General features: G+C 41.1%; 17 protein-coding genes. 5 read left to right on the top strand and 12 right to left on the bottom strand.

The window, feature by feature from the left end:
• Positions 1 to 936: a CE1 family esterase gene (locus L2737_RS08445; protein WP_248955445.1), complete on the bottom strand. Its 936-nt coding sequence runs from the start codon at positions 934 to 936 to the stop codon at positions 1 to 3.
• 134 nt (positions 937 to 1,070) lie between these two features.
• Here L2737_RS08445 and L2737_RS08450 point away from each other — a divergent pair, with 134 nt between their 5' ends.
• Positions 1,071 to 3,311 (top strand): winged helix-turn-helix domain-containing protein, encoded by a 2,241-nt coding sequence (locus L2737_RS08450; RefSeq protein WP_248955446.1) that lies wholly within the window; start codon positions 1,071 to 1,073, stop codon positions 3,309 to 3,311.
• A 58-nt stretch (positions 3,312 to 3,369) separates the two neighbouring features.
• Here the strand turns inward: L2737_RS08450 and L2737_RS08455 are convergent, their stop codons facing one another.
• The 3 genes from L2737_RS08455 to gloA form a co-directional block, all read right to left on the bottom strand.
• Complete coding sequence (locus tag L2737_RS08455; RefSeq protein ID WP_229370075.1) at positions 3,370 to 4,245, bottom strand: DMT family transporter; 876 nt, start codon at positions 4,243 to 4,245, stop codon at positions 3,370 to 3,372.
• 241 nt (positions 4,246 to 4,486) lie between these two features.
• Positions 4,487 to 5,587 (bottom strand): alkene reductase, encoded by a 1,101-nt coding sequence (locus tag L2737_RS08460; RefSeq protein WP_102526531.1) that lies wholly within the window; start codon positions 5,585 to 5,587, stop codon positions 4,487 to 4,489.
• 54 nt (positions 5,588 to 5,641) lie between these two features.
• Positions 5,642 to 6,019 carry a lactoylglutathione lyase gene (gene gloA / locus L2737_RS08465; RefSeq protein ID WP_248955447.1) on the bottom strand — a complete coding sequence of 126 codons (378 nt, stop codon included), beginning with the start codon at positions 6,017 to 6,019 and terminating at the stop codon, positions 5,642 to 5,644.
• A 1,087-nt stretch (positions 6,020 to 7,106) separates the two neighbouring features.
• On the opposite strand from gloA, the gene L2737_RS08470 reads away from it, so the two are divergent.
• The gene (locus L2737_RS08470) at positions 7,107 to 8,384 is read left to right on the top strand and encodes a HEPN domain-containing protein (RefSeq protein WP_248955448.1); all 1,278 of its coding nucleotides are present in this window, start codon (positions 7,107 to 7,109) and stop codon (positions 8,382 to 8,384) included.
• 440 nt (positions 8,385 to 8,824) lie between these two features.
• Here the strand turns inward: L2737_RS08470 and L2737_RS08475 are convergent, their stop codons facing one another.
• The 6 genes from L2737_RS08475 to norV all read right to left on the bottom strand — a co-directional run bounded on the left by L2737_RS08475 (position 8,825) and on the right by norV (position 15,302).
• On the bottom strand, positions 8,825 to 9,316 hold the full coding sequence (locus tag L2737_RS08475; protein ID WP_248955449.1) for a phosphatase domain-containing protein: 492 nt from the start codon (positions 9,314 to 9,316) through the stop codon (positions 8,825 to 8,827).
• A 191-nt stretch (positions 9,317 to 9,507) separates the two neighbouring features.
• A complete protein-coding gene (locus L2737_RS08480; RefSeq protein WP_248955450.1) occupies positions 9,508 to 11,691 on the bottom strand; it encodes an OsmC domain/YcaO domain-containing protein in 2,184 nt (727 codons plus the stop codon).
• Between the two features lie 161 nt (positions 11,692 to 11,852).
• Positions 11,853 to 12,086, bottom strand: coding sequence for a hypothetical protein (locus tag L2737_RS08485; RefSeq protein WP_248955451.1), 234 nt, complete (start codon positions 12,084 to 12,086; stop codon positions 11,853 to 11,855).
• Positions 12,087 to 12,222: 136 nt separating this feature from the next.
• Positions 12,223 to 12,579, bottom strand: a complete 357-nt coding sequence (locus tag L2737_RS08490) for a TehB family protein (protein ID WP_248955452.1) — start codon at positions 12,577 to 12,579, stop codon at positions 12,223 to 12,225.
• 92 nt (positions 12,580 to 12,671) lie between these two features.
• Entirely contained in the window at positions 12,672 to 13,820 is a 1,149-nt protein-coding gene (gene norW, locus L2737_RS08495; RefSeq protein ID WP_248955453.1) for an NADH:flavorubredoxin reductase NorW, read from the bottom strand.
• 36 nt (positions 13,821 to 13,856) lie between these two features.
• Complete coding sequence (gene norV, locus L2737_RS08500; protein ID WP_248955454.1) at positions 13,857 to 15,302, bottom strand: anaerobic nitric oxide reductase flavorubredoxin; 1,446 nt, start codon at positions 15,300 to 15,302, stop codon at positions 13,857 to 13,859.
• A gap of 281 nt (positions 15,303 to 15,583) precedes the next feature.
• On the opposite strand from norV, the gene norR reads away from it, so the two are divergent.
• Complete coding sequence (gene norR, locus L2737_RS08505) at positions 15,584 to 17,179, top strand: nitric oxide reductase transcriptional regulator NorR (RefSeq protein WP_248955455.1); 1,596 nt, start codon at positions 15,584 to 15,586, stop codon at positions 17,177 to 17,179.
• A gap of 235 nt (positions 17,180 to 17,414) precedes the next feature.
• On the opposite strand, the gene L2737_RS08510 is transcribed toward norR, so the two are convergent.
• Complete coding sequence (locus L2737_RS08510) at positions 17,415 to 17,915, bottom strand: VF530 family protein (protein ID WP_229369114.1); 501 nt, start codon at positions 17,913 to 17,915, stop codon at positions 17,415 to 17,417.
• Between the two features lie 219 nt (positions 17,916 to 18,134).
• Here L2737_RS08510 and L2737_RS08515 point away from each other — a divergent pair, with 219 nt between their 5' ends.
• Both L2737_RS08515 and L2737_RS08520 read left to right on the top strand, forming a co-directional pair.
• The gene (locus tag L2737_RS08515) at positions 18,135 to 18,992 is read left to right on the top strand and encodes a PA4780 family RIO1-like protein kinase (RefSeq protein WP_248955661.1); all 858 of its coding nucleotides are present in this window, start codon (positions 18,135 to 18,137) and stop codon (positions 18,990 to 18,992) included.
• A gap of 307 nt (positions 18,993 to 19,299) precedes the next feature.
• Positions 19,300 to 20,541: a 4Fe-4S binding protein gene (locus L2737_RS08520; RefSeq protein ID WP_248955456.1), complete on the top strand. Its 1,242-nt coding sequence runs from the start codon at positions 19,300 to 19,302 to the stop codon at positions 20,539 to 20,541.
• A 102-nt stretch (positions 20,542 to 20,643) separates the two neighbouring features.
• Here the strand turns inward: L2737_RS08520 and L2737_RS08525 are convergent, their stop codons facing one another.
• On the bottom strand, positions 20,644 to 22,254 hold the full coding sequence (locus L2737_RS08525; RefSeq protein ID WP_229369193.1) for an ABC-F family ATPase: 1,611 nt from the start codon (positions 22,252 to 22,254) through the stop codon (positions 20,644 to 20,646).
• Positions 22,255 to 22,481: the final 227 nt, after the last annotated feature.

Raw genomic sequence — 22,481 nt, forward strand, 5'->3', positions numbered from 1 at the left:
TTAGTTAAAAATCGGCGTGTAAATTTGCTTTAGTGCTGCCGCATCATATACCGCCTCATGAGGTACATTATTCAATTCTGAAAAACGTACAGGCTTAATACATCCTTGCCATAACTTCGTCTCAGTGCCATTACTCAAGGCGCTCACTGCAGGATGTGCCGTTATTTCAGTTGTCTCGTCACAACCATTGATTTGACGCCAATGGGCTAAGGTGCCATCCACTGATTGGATTTCGCCCTCGACTCTACCATTCATAGGGACATCGGTATCTCTAGGGCTATGTAAATGATGTATGGTCACTGGTGTAGAAGTTGTGCACTGTTCAAAGTCTCCGCGAAACTGGCCAGCAAGGGATACGACTGCAGAAATTTGCTCTGGGATCTCACAGGCCAATTTGTACCCCATAAATCCACCAGCAGAATAACCAAACACATACACTTTATCGCTAGTAATATTATTTTCTGCTTTCAAGCGCGTGATAAGATTCACTATAAAATCTGTATCTACAGCGCCTCCTCTTTCTGTATTTAAACTATCCCAGCCCCAAAACTCATTACTGCCCTGCGGGCTAGCTGACAGTAATTGCTGTTCTTCGGTAATGGTTTTCGCATCAAAAATCCCAGACACTTTTTGGGGTGTTCCTGGCGCACCATGTAAGAATAATGCGATACCTTTTATCTCTTCATCAGGGGTGTAAATAATCACGTCACGCTCATCAAGCCTTAAGCAGCTAGAACCCTCTAAAGGCGCTTTACTTGCACATTTAGGCGTTTCATCTGTAACCTTTGGGGCATCAACTGATTCGTTGCTATTACTTCCGCTACATCCCATGAGCAGCCCAGTTAATACCGTACAAGCTGCTAAGTTTTTATACTGTCGACTTGGCTTGTTTATCAGTTGAAAATTAATCCTTACTTGCTTTGTGCTTTTTTTCATATCATTCCCTTTAACATTTTTAAGTGCTTTGCTTTCGTTCACATAGTGTGTAGCGACCTTGCTTTCAAGCAATAAAGAGGTAAGAATGGTTTGATAATGGAATAATAATGATTAATAAAATCATAAGGATATAAATGCGATTTGCCTTTGGCGATATCATTGTTGACGTTGAACAAGTCAAAATAACCAAAAAAGGCGAGCACCTGGAATGCGAACCTAGGGTATTTGAACTGTTATTATTTTTTTGTCAGCGCCCTTTAGAAGCCATTTCTAGAGAAGAATTAGTCAACACTGTTTGGCAAGGCAGAATAGTCAGTGATGCTGCAGTCAATCGCGCTATCGGCGAGTTAAGAAAGCTCATTGAAGATACCCCCTCGTCACCACAATGGATTAAAACCGTCAGTAAAGTTGGATATCGATTTACTGTCAGCCCAACTCAGGAAGATGCAGAAACAAACAGTGAAAACACAACTGATTCATTCGCTGAAAATCCGTCTCTGCTATTAGATAATAATGGTCATAAAGAATCTCGAACAGAGACTCAAGCAATTGCTATTAATCCAAAAAGAAAAAATATAGCCGTCCTACTTTTAATTAGTATTTCGTTCCTTACTTTAACCTTAGTTGCTCTTTGGGGCACTTTTCCAATCGTTAAACAAACTAAACCTTTGGCAAAGCATCAACTGCAAGTGATACAACGTAAACCACTAACGTCCATTACTGGCAGTGCTTTTAATCCTGCTTATCATCAAGCTAACCAGCAATTAGTGTACTTATATCGAGCAAGCAGTGATGACTATGCTCAAGTTCATCTACAAATAAACAATGGCGCCCGTTCAGCGCTAACCCAAGATAGTTTTTATTATACTGATGTCGTATTTGGCAGTGGCAATCTTGTTTACGCATCGCGATTAAATAACTTACAAGACCGTCATTGTGAAATGGTTCAAATAGATACTGTAAGTCAGCAAGTGACCTCACTTTTCAAGTGCGGCATAAATGTAGTGACACAACTCGCCTTCGATAGCCATAAACAACGATTATTGTATCAATCTCGCCCGAGTATCTCTGAGCCATACAGCATCCATGCCTGGCAAATAGATACAGGCAGAAAACAGCAAATCACTCACCCCAAACAATTCGGTAATAACCTTGGCGATTACACCTTTTCACTGTCTCGCGATAATCGATATCTTTCGGTGATTGAATATGATGCTGACAACAAGGACACGATGAAACTGATTGACCTTGGCGATAATCAGTTGCTGCAAACCCATCCATTTATTGATGATGTTTTTGGTTTAATGTGGCGCTCAGATACTGAATTACTGGCCAGTAATAGTGATGGCTTATTTATATTTGACATAACTAAGCAGCAATTAACGCCAATAGAGCATAGCGATCAATTTGCTAGATTAGCAGCAGGGAAAAATGATCAAGCGATACTCACTGAGCGCAGCCAAATTAGAATGAACATCGTCAGTTATCCTATTACGGTTGAGGCCACTAGTGTTGAAGAGGTTAGTGTTGAAGAAGCTAGAGCTGATAGCGCCAGTCTCAATAATACTGTTGTTAAAACAGATACCATCACCCCACTAACAGCAAGTTCAGGTATCAATCAAACACCAGTATTAGGTAATCAAAGCAATATTATGGCTTTTATTTCTGATCGAAGTGGTGAAAGAAATATCTATATTAAAGATGGTAAAAGTACGCTCATACAAACAGCCTTCAAAGGTGAAATAAAGCACATCAGTGCAATGGCTTGGACACATAACGATAAGTATTTGATTGCGAGTATTAACAGTCAACTGTTTCGCTACTCAATAAACGATCAACGCTGGCAAGCAATAGCTGAAAGCTTTGCTCAAGTACATCATGTTGCCGCAAGTGAAAATGCCATCTTATTTAGCGCAGAAATAGACAACAAGTGGAATATTTGGCAATTACCAATTGATGCACAAGGTAATATTAACCAAGACACAGCCTCACAGTTGACCACCAAAGGCGGTTATAGCGTTCAAGCAGATAACCAAACTCTCTACTTTAGCAAATTCAATCACCCTGGATTATTCCAATTAAACTTAAATGTAAGTACTGAGAACTTAAATGATGAAGTGGCAGAAAAGGTACTGATTGATGATTTCCCTATTGCAGCTTGGCGACATTGGCAGCTAAAGGGAGACTATATATATTACCTACTTGGCAAAGAGTATCTGTCATTAAATTTAACCAACAACGAAATAAAGCCTCTGCATCATTTTTCAGGCAGAGCACCCAGTGACTGTAATTTAGCCGTTCAGCGCAACTTTTTGGCCTGCGATAGAATTGAATTGAGTCAAAGCAATATATGGCAATTAACGCTATCACATTAAACAAAATGCCCTCTTCTGAGGGCGTTTTGTCAATGAGTAGCTTTCGTTAGTCAGGTTATTATTGTAATGATTTTTTGATCTGAGCCGTATCTCTTTTTGACAGCTTAATATACATAATCAATGACAAGAAGATCACCACGCCACCCGCTAGCTTTTGCATTTCTACGCTTTCACCTAACATCAAGATACTCAACATTAAGGTCCAAATCGGCTCTAAAACCATAATCAGCGCGGCGGTTTCCATGTTCACAGAATACTGACCTATGGTCTGTAATAAGTAACGCAGCGATGTCGCAAACACTGTAGATAACACAAACCATATCGCCAAGTTACTGCTGACTTCAAACGGTGCTTGCTGCGTGAACGCAACATAAATACCGCCGACTAAACCTACCATAAACAGCTGTAAGCAGATTGAATCTAACGGTTTAATACGATTGCTGATCTTCTTATTTAATACAAAATGAACAGACAATAACGCTGAAGCGAATAAAAAGAACCATTGAGATTCATCCACTTGCCAGCCATTGGTTAATGTCATGAGCATCATCCCAGCAATACTCATGGGTAAGGCATACCAAAAAGCTTTGTTAGGTTTAATCTTAAATAAAATCCAGGCTGTCATCGGTGCAATGATCATGGCTAGGCTCATAATGAATGCCCCTTCCGACAAGCTTTGGGTCACTGACACCGCATGTACCCATACCAATAGTGCCAGACCTAGAAAGATCCCCACGCCACAAGCAAGCAGAATTTGTTTCGCCCGCAAACGCCATAAGCTTTTATAGCAAAATGGCAGTAACACTAGACTTGCTAGCATGAAGCGACTGGCAATAAAGGTCTCGCCTGGCATATCCATTACCACGACTTTCGAGGCAATCCAGCCAAGTGCAGCCAACAAAGTGGCGATGAATAAAAACAAGGCTCCGCGCATGTATGGCCTCTAAAGTGGAATTGATGAATATGAAAAGAAGTGACGCTGTTATAAACGATTATCGATAAAGTCACGAACATCGTTGTTGTAAACTGTGAAATCAACGAGATTTATCACGGTGGATTTAAATAATTAAAATACCAAAAAAATAGCAACCAAGCGTTAGCGAGGTTGCTATTAATCTCTATTCTAGTTGATCGCAGCGGATTCAACTAGCCAATCTTTTTAGCCATGGGCTAGTTTACTGCTCACTGTACTCTGGGTAATCAGTTAAGCCTTTTTCATCTCCGCCGAATAAGGTAGCTGGATCATGGGCAACTAACGGGTAACCATTTTTGATGCGGTTCGGTAGGTCAGGGTTTGATACAAACGGACGACCAAAACCAATCATGTCAGCTAAGCCATCGTTAATCGCTTGTCCGCCCTTTGCTGCGTCATACTTACCTGCGTAAATTAACACGCCTTTGTAAGCTTCACGTACGGCTTGTCTGAATTCAAGTGGGGTTTCAGGCGCATCATCCCAATCTACTTCTGCGATGTGTAAATAAACAATGTTATGGCCATTAAGCATTGCTGCAGCAGCGGTATAGGTTTCAACAGGCGTTGCATCAACAGTGCCGTTAAGTGAGGTAAATGGCGCTAAACGCACACCCACTTTATCAGCGCCAATGGCATCAACCATCGCCGTGACGACTTCACTTAAAAAGCGCAGACGGTTTTCGATTGAGCCACCATATTCATCAGTGCGATCGTTCGCTTCTGAATCAATGAACTGATTGATCAAATAACCATTTGCCGCATGTAACTCGATTCCATCAAAGCCTGCTTCAATGGCATTTAATGCAGCCTGACGATACTCGCCAATCACTTGTTCGATATCAGCTTTGGTCATTGCACGTGGCTCAACCACATCCACAAAACCCGGTGCATTGCTGCCGTCATCAATGAATACTTTTACATTTTCAGCTTTCATCGCTGATGATGAAATTGGCTGTTCACCGCCAATGTTTGCTGGATGGGTAACGCGACCTACGTGCCAAAGCTGGGCAAAGACAACTCCACCATTAGCATGCACGGCTTCAGTGGTTTTCTTCCAACCCGCAATTTGCTCAGGCGAGTAAATGCCTGGTGTCCAAGCATAGCCTTGACCCATTGCAGAAATTTGGGTGCCTTCAGCCACAATTAGACCTGCTTGTGCGCGCTGACCATAGTACTCAGCCATCATATCGTTTGCAGAGTTACCTGGCTGTGTTGCACGAGAGCGTGTCATTGGTGGCATAACAATACGGTTTTTTAGGGCGTGTTCACCTAATTGAATAGTTTGAAATAATGCATCTTTCATGGTCTTTCCTTATAACGAAAATGGGAAATCAATCGGCAATATGCCAAGGAAAACTTAATCTAATTGAATCAGTTCAATCTGGTAATTATCTGGATCAGTAACAAAAGCAATGTGAGTTTCGCCGCCTTTAACAGGGCCTGGCTCGCGAGTGATGTTTCCGCCTAATGCTTTAATCTTGTCACACGCCGCATAAATATCGTCAACACCTAAGGCTAAATGACCAAAAGCGTTACCCATTTCATATTCATTGGTATCCCAATTATGGGTCAATTCGATAGTCGTGCCGCCTTGCTCATAACCAACAAACACTAAGGTATAGCGATAATCAGTATTTTCATGACGCTCTAACACCTTCATACCCAATACATGAGTGTAAAATTCTATTGATGTATCAAGATCAGCAACTCTGATCATCGTGTGTAGAAATTTCATAAAAAACCCTTAAGCATGTGCAAATAAATGTGCTGCTATCACTAGCGAATAAAGCTATTTTACGACTTAGTATTATAAAAATATAATCATTAAAAATTCTTAAAATCATAATTTTTTGTTATCAAAGCTAAGTATTCCCCATTTTATAGCCAGAACCACAGGTTAATTTGCAATTGTCGACGTACATTAAGGTCTGAAACTAAACAATGAAGTGTGAAATAGAGACATTAAAGATTGAAAATTTTCATACTAGCCATTGGAGCATTTAACAAGCTTTTGCCCCAAAACGTGTTTCAAATTTTGAAGTTATCATTTGAAAAAAATCAAAGTCGTGGCGCTTCGCCCACACCAGACCAAGAGGGTATCAACAGCAATACCCTCTTGGAACACCCTGCCGCCCCTAACGAAAAATGCTGAAAAACGCATGTTTTCAACGGAGAATGATCCAGCTTTAGACTTCGTTTGATTACTGCTTCGGCCTTATTCGAAAATGCTAACGCTTCCGATGGTGCATCCCTGCACCGCGAAAGCTAGCCTGACGTCCTGTCAGGCTCACGCTATTTTCTTCAACGTCCTCAATTCAAATTGAGTCTTTTAAATGCAAGATCTACTAGCTTTAGCTCTTTAAATTATCACCAATGCTGTCAAATCGAAGAGACAATAAACCCAGTGTAGATGCGTTCAAGACCTTCGAAAACATGGATGTTTTCGCAGAGCCCACAGGGATGTGTTTACGGCGTGTCTTGGATGTATCTGCACAAAAGCCTGCGGCAGGCAATGGATTAGATTGAAGTGACGACTCTCATTAACAGAGCCAATACTGATGAAGTACAAAGTTGATTCTAGTAACTCGTTTTTGCCCCTTTCCTTGTTAACGTATTTACTCAGTTGTAGTTTTTGCCACTGAAAACGCAGTACTTCTCCTCATAACAGGTCGTTGAGCTAGTGCCAGAAAACATTTAGATATTGTGTGTGATAGCGAGTACTCGTACGCTAAGAGGTGTTCTTCTTTGACTCAATTAATTTAAATCTCTTAATATGCAATAATACGTCCATCATGTTGATGGTGATTTACAGAGGGTAACCATTGGATACTTCATTCGCTAGTAGCATAACTGCAGATTTATCTAACGCTTTCTTTTACTGTCCTAAAGATGGGGTTTCATCTATTCAGATAGGTAAACCCATGGCTGGAGATTTCATTTTCTGGCTTAAATATAATGATGAAGATGTAAATAAATGTGCTAGCAGACTGATTAAAGAGTTAGGGCATGAATTAGGTATCAATAATATTCAGAGTGCAAAGGAAATACTCCTAAAATTCTGCTCGTATGCATTTAATATTATTAGTGCGAATTTTTTATCGTTAACTAGTCTGGATAAACCAGTAAGTACCATATTCTCACAACAACACCGAAATAATCTAAGTACTTTGTTTGTAGACTACATTGAGCCTCAAAAGGCTCTTAAACCATACGTCTACACAATTCGTTATGCTTATACTGATGGAGTGCATAGGCTCACTAATAACTTATGTATTTATGGTTCAGGTCAAATAGAAAGTCTACTTGGCGATATGAGAATGCGAACTGGAATAAACTTCCCTTTAGAAGCTCTGGATGATAAAGATTTGCTCCGTGAACCTATCGGGATATATAAGCTACTGACTGATAGTTCTGCTATTTTGGTTTATGCACGCTCAATAAATGAAGCTGCCGAAGAGTTAGACAGGTTATTTGGTGCATTATGCACGACTATCGATGCTCCTTTGAGAATCAATCAAGATACAGTTGATTGTAGAATAAATTCTTTTGATTCTACGAGAATTACTACTAGCCAAATAAGGTCTAATCTACCTTCTGTTTATGAGATAAACCTGAGTGATGAAGTCGCTGGCAATCTACAGAAAATTTTTTCTTCTCCCACTAAGAGGATGAAATCTGCACTATCTTTTATCGCTCATGGTTGGACTCATGATAGACGAGAGAGGTTCCTAAACCAATTTATTGCGTTAGATGCACTCTACGGTATGGAAAGAAGTAACAAGGCTTCTATAGTTGGTGGGGTAAGTAGAGACGCCAGTGATATCGTAAGAATCGAATCAAAAATAAAAACTATTTACGAATTGAGGAGTAAGTTTGTACATGGGGGAATATCAATATTCTCAGACCATGGTAAATACCCTAAATTTGTTGATGAACACGGTATCGACCCAATTGAAGCATTGTTTGAAATTGTCAGAGTATGCACTCTCAACTATCGAGGAGTATACAAAGTAGAGCAACCTGATACGGTTAACCTTCGAGTACCCAAAGGGTTAGTTAGAGAGTTTGAGAAGAAGATAAGCGAATATTGCAGAACATAGAATATTCACAATCTGATCTGTACCATCAACATTGGACACCAAGTTAAGTGATTTTCCATGTCTGCAATTAATCATAGGATGCTAATTTAGCACATCCGCTGGTATGTTTGTGTCCAGAAGTGAGTTTCAAGCTTTAATGTTACTTGATGAATCTGTTGTAACGTAAACATCAAGGCTTCAGCTAGGTAAAGTTTCGAACTTTATTGTATGGCGACAGCAATCAAAACCATAAGTGACTCAGCTAAATTCAGATACTCGGTCAGCAGATTTTTAAGTAAACGATGTGAGGATATATTCGACCAGAACTGCTTTAGATAGCGTTTAAAAGCATCAGAGAGAAAAACTTGTATTAAATTAGGGTATTTAAAAGAAGGTAAGAAGTGGTCAGTACCGCCAATCTAAAAGACACTCATTAGAAGTCGATACTGACGAAAGGATAATTAAGCGTAAGAATTAAAATAAGCCACTTGCACAGGATTTTTAAGCGCTTTAGGGCGAATATTTTGCACTTCAGCAATCACCTTATCGGCTGGTATGCCATGTGCCAACATGATTAAACCGATCACTAAACCTGTACGCCCAGTGCCGCCTTTACAGTGAACGGCAATGGTGCCTTTTTGTGAGACTAGCTCAAGTATTTCATCTTTGTGCGTTTGCCACGCTGCTTCAAATACTTCATTAGGCGCTGCATCGTCAAGAATAGGTAATTGAATCCAGCAAATATCATTCTCAGCGCAGACATTCGGTAAAGACTCAGCATTATTAGCCACCATTTCTTTATCAAACATTAACGTCAGCAGCATATCAGTACCAGCTTGCTTTAAGGTAGCAACTGAATCAGTTAATGAGGCCTCTTTAGTACCAGGACAAGGGGTAAAAATCAGTTGTGCGCCATTGTCTAAGGTTAAGGCGTCAAATGGGTGTGAAGACATAAACATATTCCTAAATGATGAAGGGCAAACGTATGGGCCTATTATAATCCAAAGCTCGCATCAGTATTATGACAAAAGCCGATTTCATATTTTTACAAACACTGATACATGTTCAACCACTTATAATGCAGCAAATAAAAAAGCGAACCTTGAGGTTCGCTTTTTTCGTTAATACATTGGCTGAATGTAGATTACTTAGCAGCCAACTTACGCGCTTGATGCAGCTTTTTATAGCTTTCAATCAGACGTAAATGCGGCTCAATCCCTTCAAGGTTCATGCTGGTTTTAGTTAAACCATAAAAACGCACGCTACCGTTTACACTGCCGACAACATTTTCCATCACTTCTTCCCCGAACATACGATTGAAGTTATGAAGGTAATGCTCAAGCTCAAGGTCTTCTTCTAGTTCAATTTCAAGTACGGCGTTTACCGCTTGATAGAACAAGCCACGTTCAACCGTGTTATCGTTAAACTGTAAGAAGTCACCGACCAATTCGCTGGCTTCTTCATGGGCACCCAATGCTAGGTAAATAAGGATTTTCAGCTCCATAATAGTCAGCTGTCCCCACACGGTATTTTCATCAAATACAATGCCAATCATGGTGCGAATGTCAGTGTAGTTATCTTGCTGACTTTCATCTAAACGATTCACTAAATCCACCAGCTCTTCATCCGATAATGAGTGCAGATTTAAAATATCTTCGCGGTAATCCAACGCTTTATTGGTGTTATCCCAGATTAAGTCTTCTACTGGGTACACTTCAGAAAAATCAGGTACCAACATACGACATGCTGACGCGCCTAATTGATCAAATTCAGCGGTATAAACTTCTTTGCCTAACGCTTCTAAAATGCCAAACAAGCCGTTAGCTTCTTCCTCTGAGGTGCCAGAGAAATCCCACTCGCAAAATTCGTAGTCGTGATTACTGCTAAAGAAACGCCATGAAATAACACCCGTTGAATCAATAAAGTGCTCAACAAAGTTTTCTGGTTCACTAACAGCCATGCTGTTAAACGTAGGCTTAGGGACATCGTTTAACCCTTCAAAACTGCGACCTTGTAGTAACTCAGTAAGGCTTCGTTCTAATGCGACTTCAAAGCTTGGATGCGCGCCGAATGAAGCAAACACGCCGCCAGTTTTCGGGTTCATTAAGGTGACACACATGACTGGGAATTCACCACCCAGTGAGGCATCTTTAACAACAACTGGGAAGCCTTGTTCTTCTAAGCCTTTAATACCCGCAAGAATACTTGGGTATTTCTCAAGCACTGACATTGGCACATCTGGCAGGACTATTTCTTGCTCAATGATTTGACGCTTAACTGCGCGTTCAAAGATTTCTGATAAACACTGAACTTGGGCTTCTTGCAGGTTATTACCCGCACTCATGCCGTTACTTAAGAATAGGTTTTCAATTAAGTTTGACGGGAAATACACCGTTTCGCCATCAGAGTGACGAGTATAAGGAATCGTGCAGATACCACGCTCAATATTACCTGAGTTAGTATCAACCAAATGCGAGCCATGTAGTTCTTCATCTGGGTTGTAGATATCTAGCGTGTACTCATCCAAAATCCCTTTAGGCAGCGCATCATCTTCTTCAAGCTCAAACCACTTTTCATTTGGGTAATGCACAAACTCGCTGTTAGCGATCTCATTGCCAAAGAACTGATCATTATAGAAAAAGTTACAATTTAAGCGTTCAATAAACTCACCTAATGCTGAACATAATGCACTTTCTTTGGTTGCGCCTTTACCATTTGTGAAACACATTGGCGATGCAGCATCACGGATATGTAATGACCACACGTTTGGCACTATGTTACGCCAAGATGAGATTTCAATTTTCATCCCAAGGTCGGCTAGCATGCCTGTCATGTTTTTAATGGTTTCTTCTAGGGGTAAATCTTTACCTAGAATGAAGGTGCTTTCATCACCGTCAGGTTGACCCATTAGCATTGCATTGGCATCTGCATCGAGGTTTTCAACGGTTTCAACTTTAAATTCAGGACTGGTTTGTACGACTTTCTTCACTGTACAACGATCAATTGAGCGTAAGATCCCGGTGCGATCTTTTTCAGAAATATCATCAGGCAGTTCAACCTGAATTTGAAAGATCTGGTTATAACGATCTTCAGGGTCGACAATATTATTTTGCGACAAGCGAATATTGTCAGTAGAAATATCACGCGCCTTACAATACACCTTGATAAAGTACGCCGCACACAGCGCAGATGATGCAAGGAAATAATCAAACGGACTTGGCGCAGTGCCATCACCTTTATAGCGAATAGGCTGATCGGCCGTGACCGTAAAATCGTCAAACTTGGCTTCAAGCCTTAAGTTATCGAGAAAGTTAACTTTGATTTCCATTGAATACACCCACAACTGACTAGCAAAATATAGTTAAAACAGCGCTAACGATCGCGCTTATCTATCGAATTAGGGTGAATTATCGGTGTTTTTGGTCAATTAGTCTTGGGTTAATTACAAAAAGGTAGGAATTAGAATGAAAATATACAAATCCGAAAACTCTAACGCTGAAGGCTATCAGTTTCTCGTTTAACCAAAATAAAAGTGAGGTACATTTTCGTCGGAAGAGATAAGGCCATACCAAAAGCCACGCACATTGCACTAATGACTATGCCCTGTACGCCCATTGCTTCAACCGTTTCATTAAAATTGTGCAAGTACAATCCGGTTAGAATAAGACATATTCCAATAGAGATGCTGGTTTTTAAGAGCAAGATTAATGCAGAATCTGTCACTTTGGCCTCATCTTTATTAGCGAATATTGATATACATTATTGGCAATATCGAATGAGGCCGTGATGATACAGATCAAAATAGACTTAATAACGGCTAATTTAGAGTTAAATAACTAACCAGCCCATTGCAAATGGCTTATTTACTATTAAACATTTTCTCGCCAGACTTATCAGTAGCTGACCAAAAGTTAATATTAAATTGAGCATCATCACTTAACTCAATTCTGTGCCAATACTCAGATGGACTAGTTGCAAAACTGCCAGCAGGAATAACCACTTTAACTTCGTGATCAGTCGCTTCTGAATCAGCAAAACCAAAGTAAGTCACAACACCTTCCATGACACATAACTGACCAAATACACCTGCGGCGGTATTATGGTGACTGAGTAAAGCTGTTGGTACGTTTTCTTTAGTAAAAAATGGGGTTGAGCGTTGGATAGTCCAAGAGCTCGGAATACGTTGATGGCTGTTAGTAATAGCTTGATGGCTCATATAAATATCCTCATAAGCAGGCCATTTATAGCCTGCATAAAATCAGTATTAGTTGTTTGAACAATAGTCGATTACATAGTGGTTGATTAGGATTAAGATACTTTTCTCAATAACGAAAACGCCTGCTGCACATGGTTATTGGTGACCACAAATCCAGTCATGTTGTCATTTTCATCAAAGGCTTCAGCACTGACACCTTGCTGATTAAAATTGACCTTCCAAGCAGAATCAGTATTAAATTGACCACCCACTTGAATCGGATATGAAGGTGTTTTCACTTTCACCATCATTGGCGGTAATTTAAGTTCAGACTCTTGTCCTAAAAGCTGCTTAGCAAGGACATTAGCACTGAGTACAATGGGCTGTAAGTAAGCCATGACTTTGCCGTTTATTTCGGCGCAATCACCTAAAGCATAAACCTGACTATCTGAGGTCATTAGCTGACTATTAACCATAATGCCTCGATTAACATCTACTCCAGCTTGCTTTGCTAGCTGGGTGTTAGGTCTAAGCCCCGCAGCGGATATCACGCAATCAACCTGAAACTGTTTACCCGCTTTAGTCACCACATTCAGTTTGTGCGAGTCAACTAAACAATCTTGTAGCTGAACAGTGGTAACCGCATCATTTAGCGATAACCGGACGCCACCACTAAGTAACTCCTGCTCAAGTTTAAGTGCAACAAAATCGGGGGCGACATTGGCCAATATTCTGCCATTGGGTTCAACCACAATCACTTGCTTACCACTGGCATGTAAGTCCATCGCAAGCTCAATGCCGATAAGCCCTCCCCCCATAATCAACACAGCATTAGCAGAGTTAATCAGCTCCTGTGAGCGTTTATATTCTGCAAGGCTATTCAAGGTCAGTACTTTTCCAGCGCCATTACCTAACACTGCTGGCACAAAAGCGCTGGCGCCTGTAGCGAAAACCAGTTTCGAATATGGATACGCTTGCCCATTAACGAAAATACTTTGTGCTTGAGTATCGATGTCATCAACCCAAGTATTAGCAAATAGGCTAACCTTGTATTGCTTTGCAAATGCAGCACCAGAAAGCTGTATTAACGCATCAGCATCTTGCTGTTTAGTAAATACATGACTTATATCTGGTTTGTTATATTCATCACCGCTATCGCCAGTAAAAACCTGAATAGCCATTTCGCTATCTTGTCTGCGGATATTTTTAATCAACTGATAAGCTGCAAAGCCACTGCCAATAATAATAATGGGTGCTGTCATTTTGATGTCCTCGCTCATAATGCTGACGATCCTTTTTTAAGCGTTATGCTCGGCAAACACGTCTTTACCCAAGTTACATTCAGGGCAGAGAAAGTAATCAGGTACTTCAGACCAGCGAGTCCCCGCTTCAACACCTTGATTTGGCTCACCGATGGCAGGGTCATAAATCCAATTACATACAGTACAAATCATGCACTGACAGTCAGCAGGGTGCGCTTCAGCTTGACTATCAGTTGAGCTTTGTTGGGTATCTAATTGATTGTCAGTTTCAGTCGATGATAGTGGATGTAAAGCCCACTGTTTAGCGATTTGACGACCATGTTCACGACATTCACGCATGGCTTTACCATCTGGACGCCATTTGGTTTTAAGGCTCAATGCCGTTTCAAAACCAGCATCGGTTAAGCGGGTATGAATACGATCTACAGCACCGCCATTCCAGCCATAACTACCAAAGGCTGCTGCTTTTTTCTCTTTAAAGCGAAGGCCGGTGATTTCTTCGAGCATGCCAGCAATTTTTGGCATCATCACATTATTCATAGTTGAAGATCCCACCAACAGGCCTTTTGATCGGAAGGTATGCGATAAGATTTCATTCTTATCGTGCTTTGACACATTAAACACTTTCACTGCAACACCAGGGTCAACATCATGGATCCCCTGGGCAATAGCATCTGCCATCATGCGGGTATTATTCGACATCGAATCGTAAAAAATAGTGATTTTGTCTTCCTGATAATTGTCCGCCCACTCAAGGTACTGATGAATAATTTGCGTAGGGTTGTCACGCCATACGATACCGTGAGAGGTGGCAATCATGTCCACGGGCACATTAAAACTCAGTACCTCATGAATTTTAGCCGTCACCAAGCTGCTAAAAGGCGTTAGAATGTTGGCGTAATAACGCAAGCATTGCTCTTTTAATTCATTTTGATCCACTTCGTCGTTAAACAAGTGTTCATCGCAATAATGCTGACCAAAGGCATCGTTACTGAATAGTACGGCATCCTCAGTCATGTAGGTCATCATGCTGTCAGGCCAATGCAGCATTGGCGCTTCAATAAAGATAAGTTGTTTACCATTACCGATATCCAAAGTTTCACCGGTTTTAATGGTTTTAAAATTCCATTCAGGATGATGGTGATGGCCAACAATCGAATCAATGGCTGCTTCAGTACAGTAAATTGGCGTATTAGGAATTTTTTCCATCAATGCTGATAGCGCACCAGAATGATCTTCTTCAGCGTGGTTTATCACGATGTAATCGATACTATTTAAATCGATTTCCATTTCTAGGTTTTGAATAAATTGATGGCTAAAACGGTGATCAACAGTATCGATTAACACTGTTTTTTCTTCACGAATTAAATAACTGTTATAAGATGTACCGCGAGTCATTTTATATTCAGTGCCATGAAAGTCCTGAATTTCCCAATCACGTTGTCCGACCCAATGAATATTGTTTTTTACTTGAATTGTCATTTCTTATTACCTAGTGTTTCAATAATGATTTGTTTGCTTAGCTGGGTTTTGATAACTGAGTTTTCATAACCTAGCCTTTCATAATTGAGTATTTGCACTAGTCGTGCCAACAATGTAACTATCTGAAATTACCGACTATTACTAAAAAGCTTTTAATAAAAATACAATTCAATGTCATAATGACAACTATTGTAGTTGTCAAAAAGACAGATTAAATTGTCATTTTGACAAGCCCAAGATTACACTGATGATACAAGCAACAAATTCAATGAGCATTTCAAATGAAATCACTACTAGGGCAATGGCAACAAATAACCCAAGACTTAAACTCAGGATTAGCTAATCAAGACAGATTTGATCGCTTACTTGCCACCATTCGCCAAGTATTAAATTGCGATGCTTCTGCCCTATTGCTATACCAAGATCAGCAATTCACCCCACTTGCCATTAATGGCCTTGCACAAGAAGTCCTAGGCAGGCGTTTTGTAATTAACGCTCACCCGCGACTGGAAGCAATTGCTCGTGCTGGTGATATCGTCCGTTTTCCTGCCGACAGCACTCTTGCTGATCCTTATGATGGCCTTATTTCTAATCACGATGATAAGTTACAAGTACACTCGTGTATGGGATTGCCTTTACTCATTGATGACAGATTGATTGGGGCAATTACTATTGATGCTTTTGACCCTGGCCAGTTTGACAAGCACAAAAATGAAGACTTACGTTTTATCAGTGCGCTAGCTGCAAGTGGCTTACACACGGCATTGTTAATAGAACAACTGGAGCAGCAAGCCCACCTCGACAAAGTCAGTGCAGACCATCAGCCATTAACCTCCCATCATGGAGGCAAACAAGAGATGATTGGCCAGTCTGATGGTATGAAAGCTCTACAAGAACACATCAATGCTGTCGCCAACACCGACCTTACCGTTCTAATCATGGGCGAAACAGGTGTAGGTAAAGAACTGGTTGCCAGCGCAATTCATCATCGCTCTAGCCGCTCAGCTAAACAACTGGTTTATCTAAACTGTGCAGCGCTGCCAGAATCAGTGGCAGAGAGTGAATTATTTGGCCACGTCAAAGGGGCATTTACTGGCGCAATAAGTCATCGCAAGGGAAAATTTGAACAGGCAGATGGTGGCACTTTATTTCTCGATGAGATCGGCGAACTGTCATTGTCACTACAAGCAAAATTACTACGAGCATTACAGTACGGAGATATTCAGCGTGTGGGTGATGATCGCCATATTACTGTAAATACGCGTATTGTTGCTGCAACAAACCGTAGCATGCACGAAGAGGTCAAAGCAGGTAGATTTAGAGCCGATTTATATCACCGCTTAAGTGTATTCCCCATTGCTGTGCCACCACTGCGCCAACGTGAAGATGACATTGTACTATTAGCGGGGTTCTTTGCTGAACGCACTCGGCAGAAACTAAACTTAAACAGCATTAGATTAAGCGAGTCATTAATCAAACAGATACAGCACTACCCGTGGCCCGGTAATATCCGTGAATTAGAACATGTCATCAGCCGTGCTGCTGTTATCGCAAAAGCAAGCCAAAGTGGCTTTGAAACCAATAGAGCAGATCAAGTATTAGAACTAAACGTTGAACATCTGACGCTACCAGACATAAACGCTTCATCTGCTGCTCCTGAGCAAGCAAGCGGGGCTGAACAGACTTTAACAGAGCAACATTTAGTAGAGCTAACCAGAGAAAATAGCAGCTTTAAACAAGCCACAGAAGCATTCCAAAAACAGCTAATAAGCCAATGTTATCAGCAAAATAATCAAAACTGGTCTGCTACTGCCCGTGAACTTAACCTAGACACGGGCAATTTACATCGATTAGCAAAACGTTTAGGAATAAAATAATTGAAGTTAACTTATAGCACTTTAAGTAATTTAACTAATTTAACTAATTTAACTAATTTAACTAATTTAACTAATTTAACTACGCAACTATAAATATTAATGTCATGAATTCACTTGGTGCGAGGCGAGTTGAAGTGTGGCTAATTTATAGCACCAGCTAAACGCAGCCAATAATTAAGCCTTGGTTAATAAAAAATCTAGCATTATACAATAATGCTAGATCTATAAAGTCAATCTACTTACCCCAAGGGTTAGACGGGTCTTGTGATGGTGCTGGGCGATTGCCTTTAGGTTTGTTTTGCGCATAACCGTCCTGTGCTCTTGGCTTATCTTTGCCGTACTGCTTAGGGCGGTCATTATTATTACGCTTCATTTCTTCATAGTCAGCAGTGGCTTTTTCACGCATTTCTGCAATCAACTCAACGGTTAATTCTTGTGGTTTGCGAGGCACAATACCATCAGCAAAACCACGTTCGCGAGGCTTTAATTCAAACTGAGCCGCACTACCTTTAGGCATACTTTTAAAACGATATAAGTAAAAGCTTTCAACACGTTCCCTCGCCCATTCAGTTTTCTTTAAAAACTTAAGGCATGACTCCATGCTAGGATTATTGTTAAAACACTCTAAACGCAGCGCTGCGTACAAAATCTTCCAATCATAAAAGTCCACTAGCTCTGACACCATAGTTTCTGACTTTAAACCATGTAGTGGGTTATTTTGCTGTAATTCAATCATGAAAGATCCTATTAACTGCCAATTTGCTATCAATCGTTCGATTTAAATAATGCTAATAAGCATTGAGTAAGATAGCAATGATAGCAAGCAACTACCTAGCATAGCTATCATCAACCTATGTTTATCCTAAAAAGCCTCATCTCAACCAAAGTTAGCCTTTTAAGGCTATTCTACTGATTGAGCATTCCATCTACTCGCTATTTACGGTATAACGGCGCAATGAAAATCCCCAAACGAATCCAACCTCTGGTTGAAGAAGGCTTAGTCGACGACGTCCTGCGCCAATTAATGAGCGGCAAGGAAGCCAGTGTATATGTAGTGCGCTGCGGCGATGATATTCGCTGCGCAAAAGTCTACAAAGATGTTGATAAGCGCAGCTTTAAACAAGCTGTTCAATACCAAGAGGGAAGAAAGGTCCGCAATAGTCGCCGTGCCAGAGCCATGGAAAAAGGCTCTAAATTCGGCCGTGACCAGCAAGAAGAAGCTTGGCAAAATGCCGAAGTGGATGCCCTATATAAGCTTGCCGCAGCAGGCGTTCGTGTACCTGAACCCTACGGCTGTTTTTCAGGCGTGTTGCTAATGGAGTTGGTGACCGACACTGACGGTTTTGTGGCTCCTAGATTAAACGATGTGGTGTTTTCTCATGAAGACGCTGTACGCGATCATGCCAGTATGATCGAGTATGCCAAACTGATGCTGTGTGCGGGGTTGATCCACGGAGATCTGTCTGAATTTAATGTATTAGTTGATGACAAAGGCCCTGTGATTATCGACTTACCTCAGGCTGTCGATGCCGCTGCAAACAACAACGCTGTATGGATGTTCGCCCGAGATGTGAACAACATGACTCAGTATTACAGCCAGTTTGCACCTGAGCTTGCTAACACCCAATACGCAAAAGAGATGTGGGCACTTTTTGAAGCCGGTGAACTTACGCCAGAGTCGGTACTCACAGGCGAATTTACTGAAAGTGAACATGTAGCTGATGTGGATTCAGTGCTTGAAGAAATCAATGCAGCTAAAGAGGAAGAGCAAGAAAGATTACAGCGCATTGTTGAGGCAAATGAAGAGTTTTAACTAGCTTTAGCTATTAATAATATAGCGAGGCCCTCTGATGCGTTAATAAGCAATGCCCTTATTAACGCATCCATTCAAGCTTGTTATTAAAGGTTTCAAATAAACAACTCTAAAAAGAATTCCTAACAGATAAAAATCAAAATACCAGACTGTTTCAATTGTTAATCCAAGGTTAGTGATATAACTCAATTACTTTGCATACTTATTGGTTATTTTTTCGAGCTGATTCACATCCTTAACCAAACCAACGAACTAGCACCAACGCTCTGCACTCTCATTAGTATTCACACTTTTTAGAAATCAGCATATGAGCACGATCGAATCAATCACCTTGGTATTAGCCTTGGTATACAGCATAAGTTTACTGTATTGGAGTAAACAAAAATGGGGCGCAGCTTTGTGTGGCGCACTGTTAATGGCAGCTCTAGTTATCAGCTTGCATTGGCCACTATTTGTCGGCCTAGGTTTATCTTTACTCTTACTACCATTATTCAATAAGTTTCAGCCAGCGCTTGCCCAAGGCGGTGTCGTTAACGGTCAACGCGTTAAAGGCAATAAAGCCAATCAATTAAAAGAAATGATCAGGCATGCCCTCGCCCTGTCGATGATGCTTGTTGGGATTCAATTTGCCATCAATGCCGCATTGTTAAAGGCTGAAATAACCCCTTGGTTAGTACGCCCTGATATTGGTGATGCCTTTTTGCCTATTGCTGGCGGTATTGAACTTAAAGCCATTTTAGGTCTAGGGCTGTGGGATCAAAATCATCCAGCAGCTGCAGTCATGCTAGTTGTGGTGTTACTGACAGGGTTATTATGCAAACGTGCATTTTGTGGCTGGGCCTGCCCGCTTGGGTTAGCGGGCGATTACTTATATAGCTTAAGAAAGCGCTTTATCAAACAGGAGCTTGCACCACCCGCTTGGTTAGACTGGATACTACGCATGATAAAGTACTTGCTATTGGCAGCACTGGTTTTGTTAGTGTTCACTATGCCACTAGCCAGCATTCCACATTACTTAGATGGTTATTATCACAAGGTTGCCGACCTTAAGATGGCGCTGTTTTTCTTAAGTCCCACTGCAATAAGCTTAATGTGTTTTAGTTTAATTCTGGCAATAGCGGCATGGAAGCGACAGGGGTTCTGTCGTTATATCTGTCCTTATGGCGCACTGCTTGGACTAGTTAGTTTTTTAAGCCCATTTAAAATTCGCCGCACAACTGAGCAATGCCTTATTGAAGGTAAAGGCATGAAATGTGACAAGTGCACCCGCGCATGTCCCGCTAATATTATCGTGCATACCCAAACCACCATTCGCAGTGATGAGTGCCAAGCCTGCATGAACTGTATCTCAGCTTGTCCTAAAAAAGAGGCGCTACATTTTAGTACTCGATGGGGAATGGTAATGTCATATAGAGGCTTAACAGTCCTAGTCTTAATGCTGTTATTTATGATCCCACTTTGGGCGTATGTCGGCGGATTTTGGCATAGTGAAACCCCAACAGAGATCCGAATGATGTTAATCCAACACCTCAATAGTATTGGCCACTGATTATCAAAATTAAATTGTCTAGAACAAGCTGACATAAAAAATGCCGCTAACCATTAAGTTAGCGGCATTTTATTATCAGCGGAAAAATCTAAATTGCTGTGCTTATTTACCTGCGAGTGCAGCGGCTTCAGCTTGGCTAGCTAGGTATTCATCAAAACTGCCGTGGAAGCTGACGAGTTGTTGATCTCTTACATCAATAATGTGCGTCGCCAATGATGATACAAACTCACGGTCATGACTGACGAATATTAACGTACCTTCAAACAACTTAAGTGCATTGTTCAACGCTTCAATGGCTTCCATGTCCATGTGGTTAGTCGGTTCATCCATGACTAACACGTTGATGTCTTGCATCATTAACTTGCCGTATAACAGACGGTTTTTCTCACCACCTGAACAATTTTTTGCTTTCTTGTTGGCGTCATCTTCAGTAAATAACAAACGACCTAACATACCACGTACCATAAGGTCGTTATGTTTAGGGGTACGCCACTGCGACATCCAATCAAATAGCGATAAATCATTATCAAAGTCTTTGCTGCTGTCTTGCGGGCAATAACCAATTGCAGCGTTTTCAGACCACTTAATCGTGCCGTGATTGTTCGCTAGCTCATTGACTAAACAACGCAGCAATGTGGTTTTACCCACACCGTTTTCACCGATAACCGCAAGCTTAGCGCCCGCTTCTAAAATTAAATCGCCACCAGCAAATAACGGTTCGCCATCAAAGCCATGGCCTAATTCTTCAATCACTAATGCTTGGCGATGCATTTTTTTACTTTCATCAAAGCGTAGCGATGGCGTCATACGGCTAGACGATTTCACTTCATCTAAACTGATTTTATCTAGTTTTTTAGCACGTGAGCTTGCTTGTTTCGCTTTAGATGCATTGGCACCAAAACGGTTAACAAAGTCTTGCAGCTCTGCCATTTCAGCACTCTTTTTAGCATTGCCTGCTAATAGCTGCTCTTGAATAAGGCCAGACGCTTCAAGGAAGTATTCGTAGTTACCCGGATAAACACGCAGCTCACCATAATCGATATCAGCCATATGAGTACAAACTGAATTCAAGAAATGTCTATCATGTGAAATGATAATCATGGTGCACTTACGCTTGTTAAGCTCGCCTGCTAACCAAGAAATGGTATGAATATCCAAGTTGTTGGTTGGTTCATCAAGTAGCAAAATATCTGGGTTTGAGAATAATGCTTGCGCCAGTAACACCCTGAGTTTCCAGCCTGGTGCCACTTGTTGCATCAAGCCAAAATGAAAGCTTTCTTCAATACCCGCTTCTAAGAGAATTTCACCAGCACGAGATTCCGCACTGTAGCCATCCATTTCAGCAAACTCACTTTCAAGATCGGCCACTTTCATGCCGTCTTCTTCGCTCATTTCTGGCAGAGAGTAAATACGATCACGCTCTTGCTTCACTTCCCACAGTTTTGCATCGCCCATGATCACAGTATCAACCACACTGTATTGCTCAAAAGCAAACTGGTCTTGGCTCAAGGTACCGACTTTTAAGCCCGGTGTAATTGAGACATTGCCAGAGCTTGGTGCTAACGCACCACTGAGGATTTTCATGAAGGTGGATTTACCACAACCATTTGCGCCGATCAGACCGTAGCGGTTGCCGTGGCCAAATTTAGCAGAAATGTTTTCAAACAATGGCTCAGCGCCAAACTGCATGGTGATGTTGTTTGTACTAATGATAACGGCAATCCTCGGGGTAAATAGTCGAATAAATGAGCTTTAAAAGCAGCGCGGCAGTATACAGAGTATGCAGTTTTTTAGATAGAGCTAATCCCACATAGATAGCTATAGATAATGATAAAGTCTAGGTCGGGGCATTATTTAATAAGCAGAATGTGATGCAAAACACGTGTTTTATGGAAGTTAGTTAAGCTCCCTCTGTTACTCTAAGCGGGCAGCCAATTAAA

The sequence above is a fragment of the Shewanella electrodiphila genome, assembly GCF_023283985.1.
GTDB classification, from domain to species: Bacteria; Pseudomonadota; Gammaproteobacteria; order Enterobacterales; family Shewanellaceae; genus Shewanella; species Shewanella electrodiphila.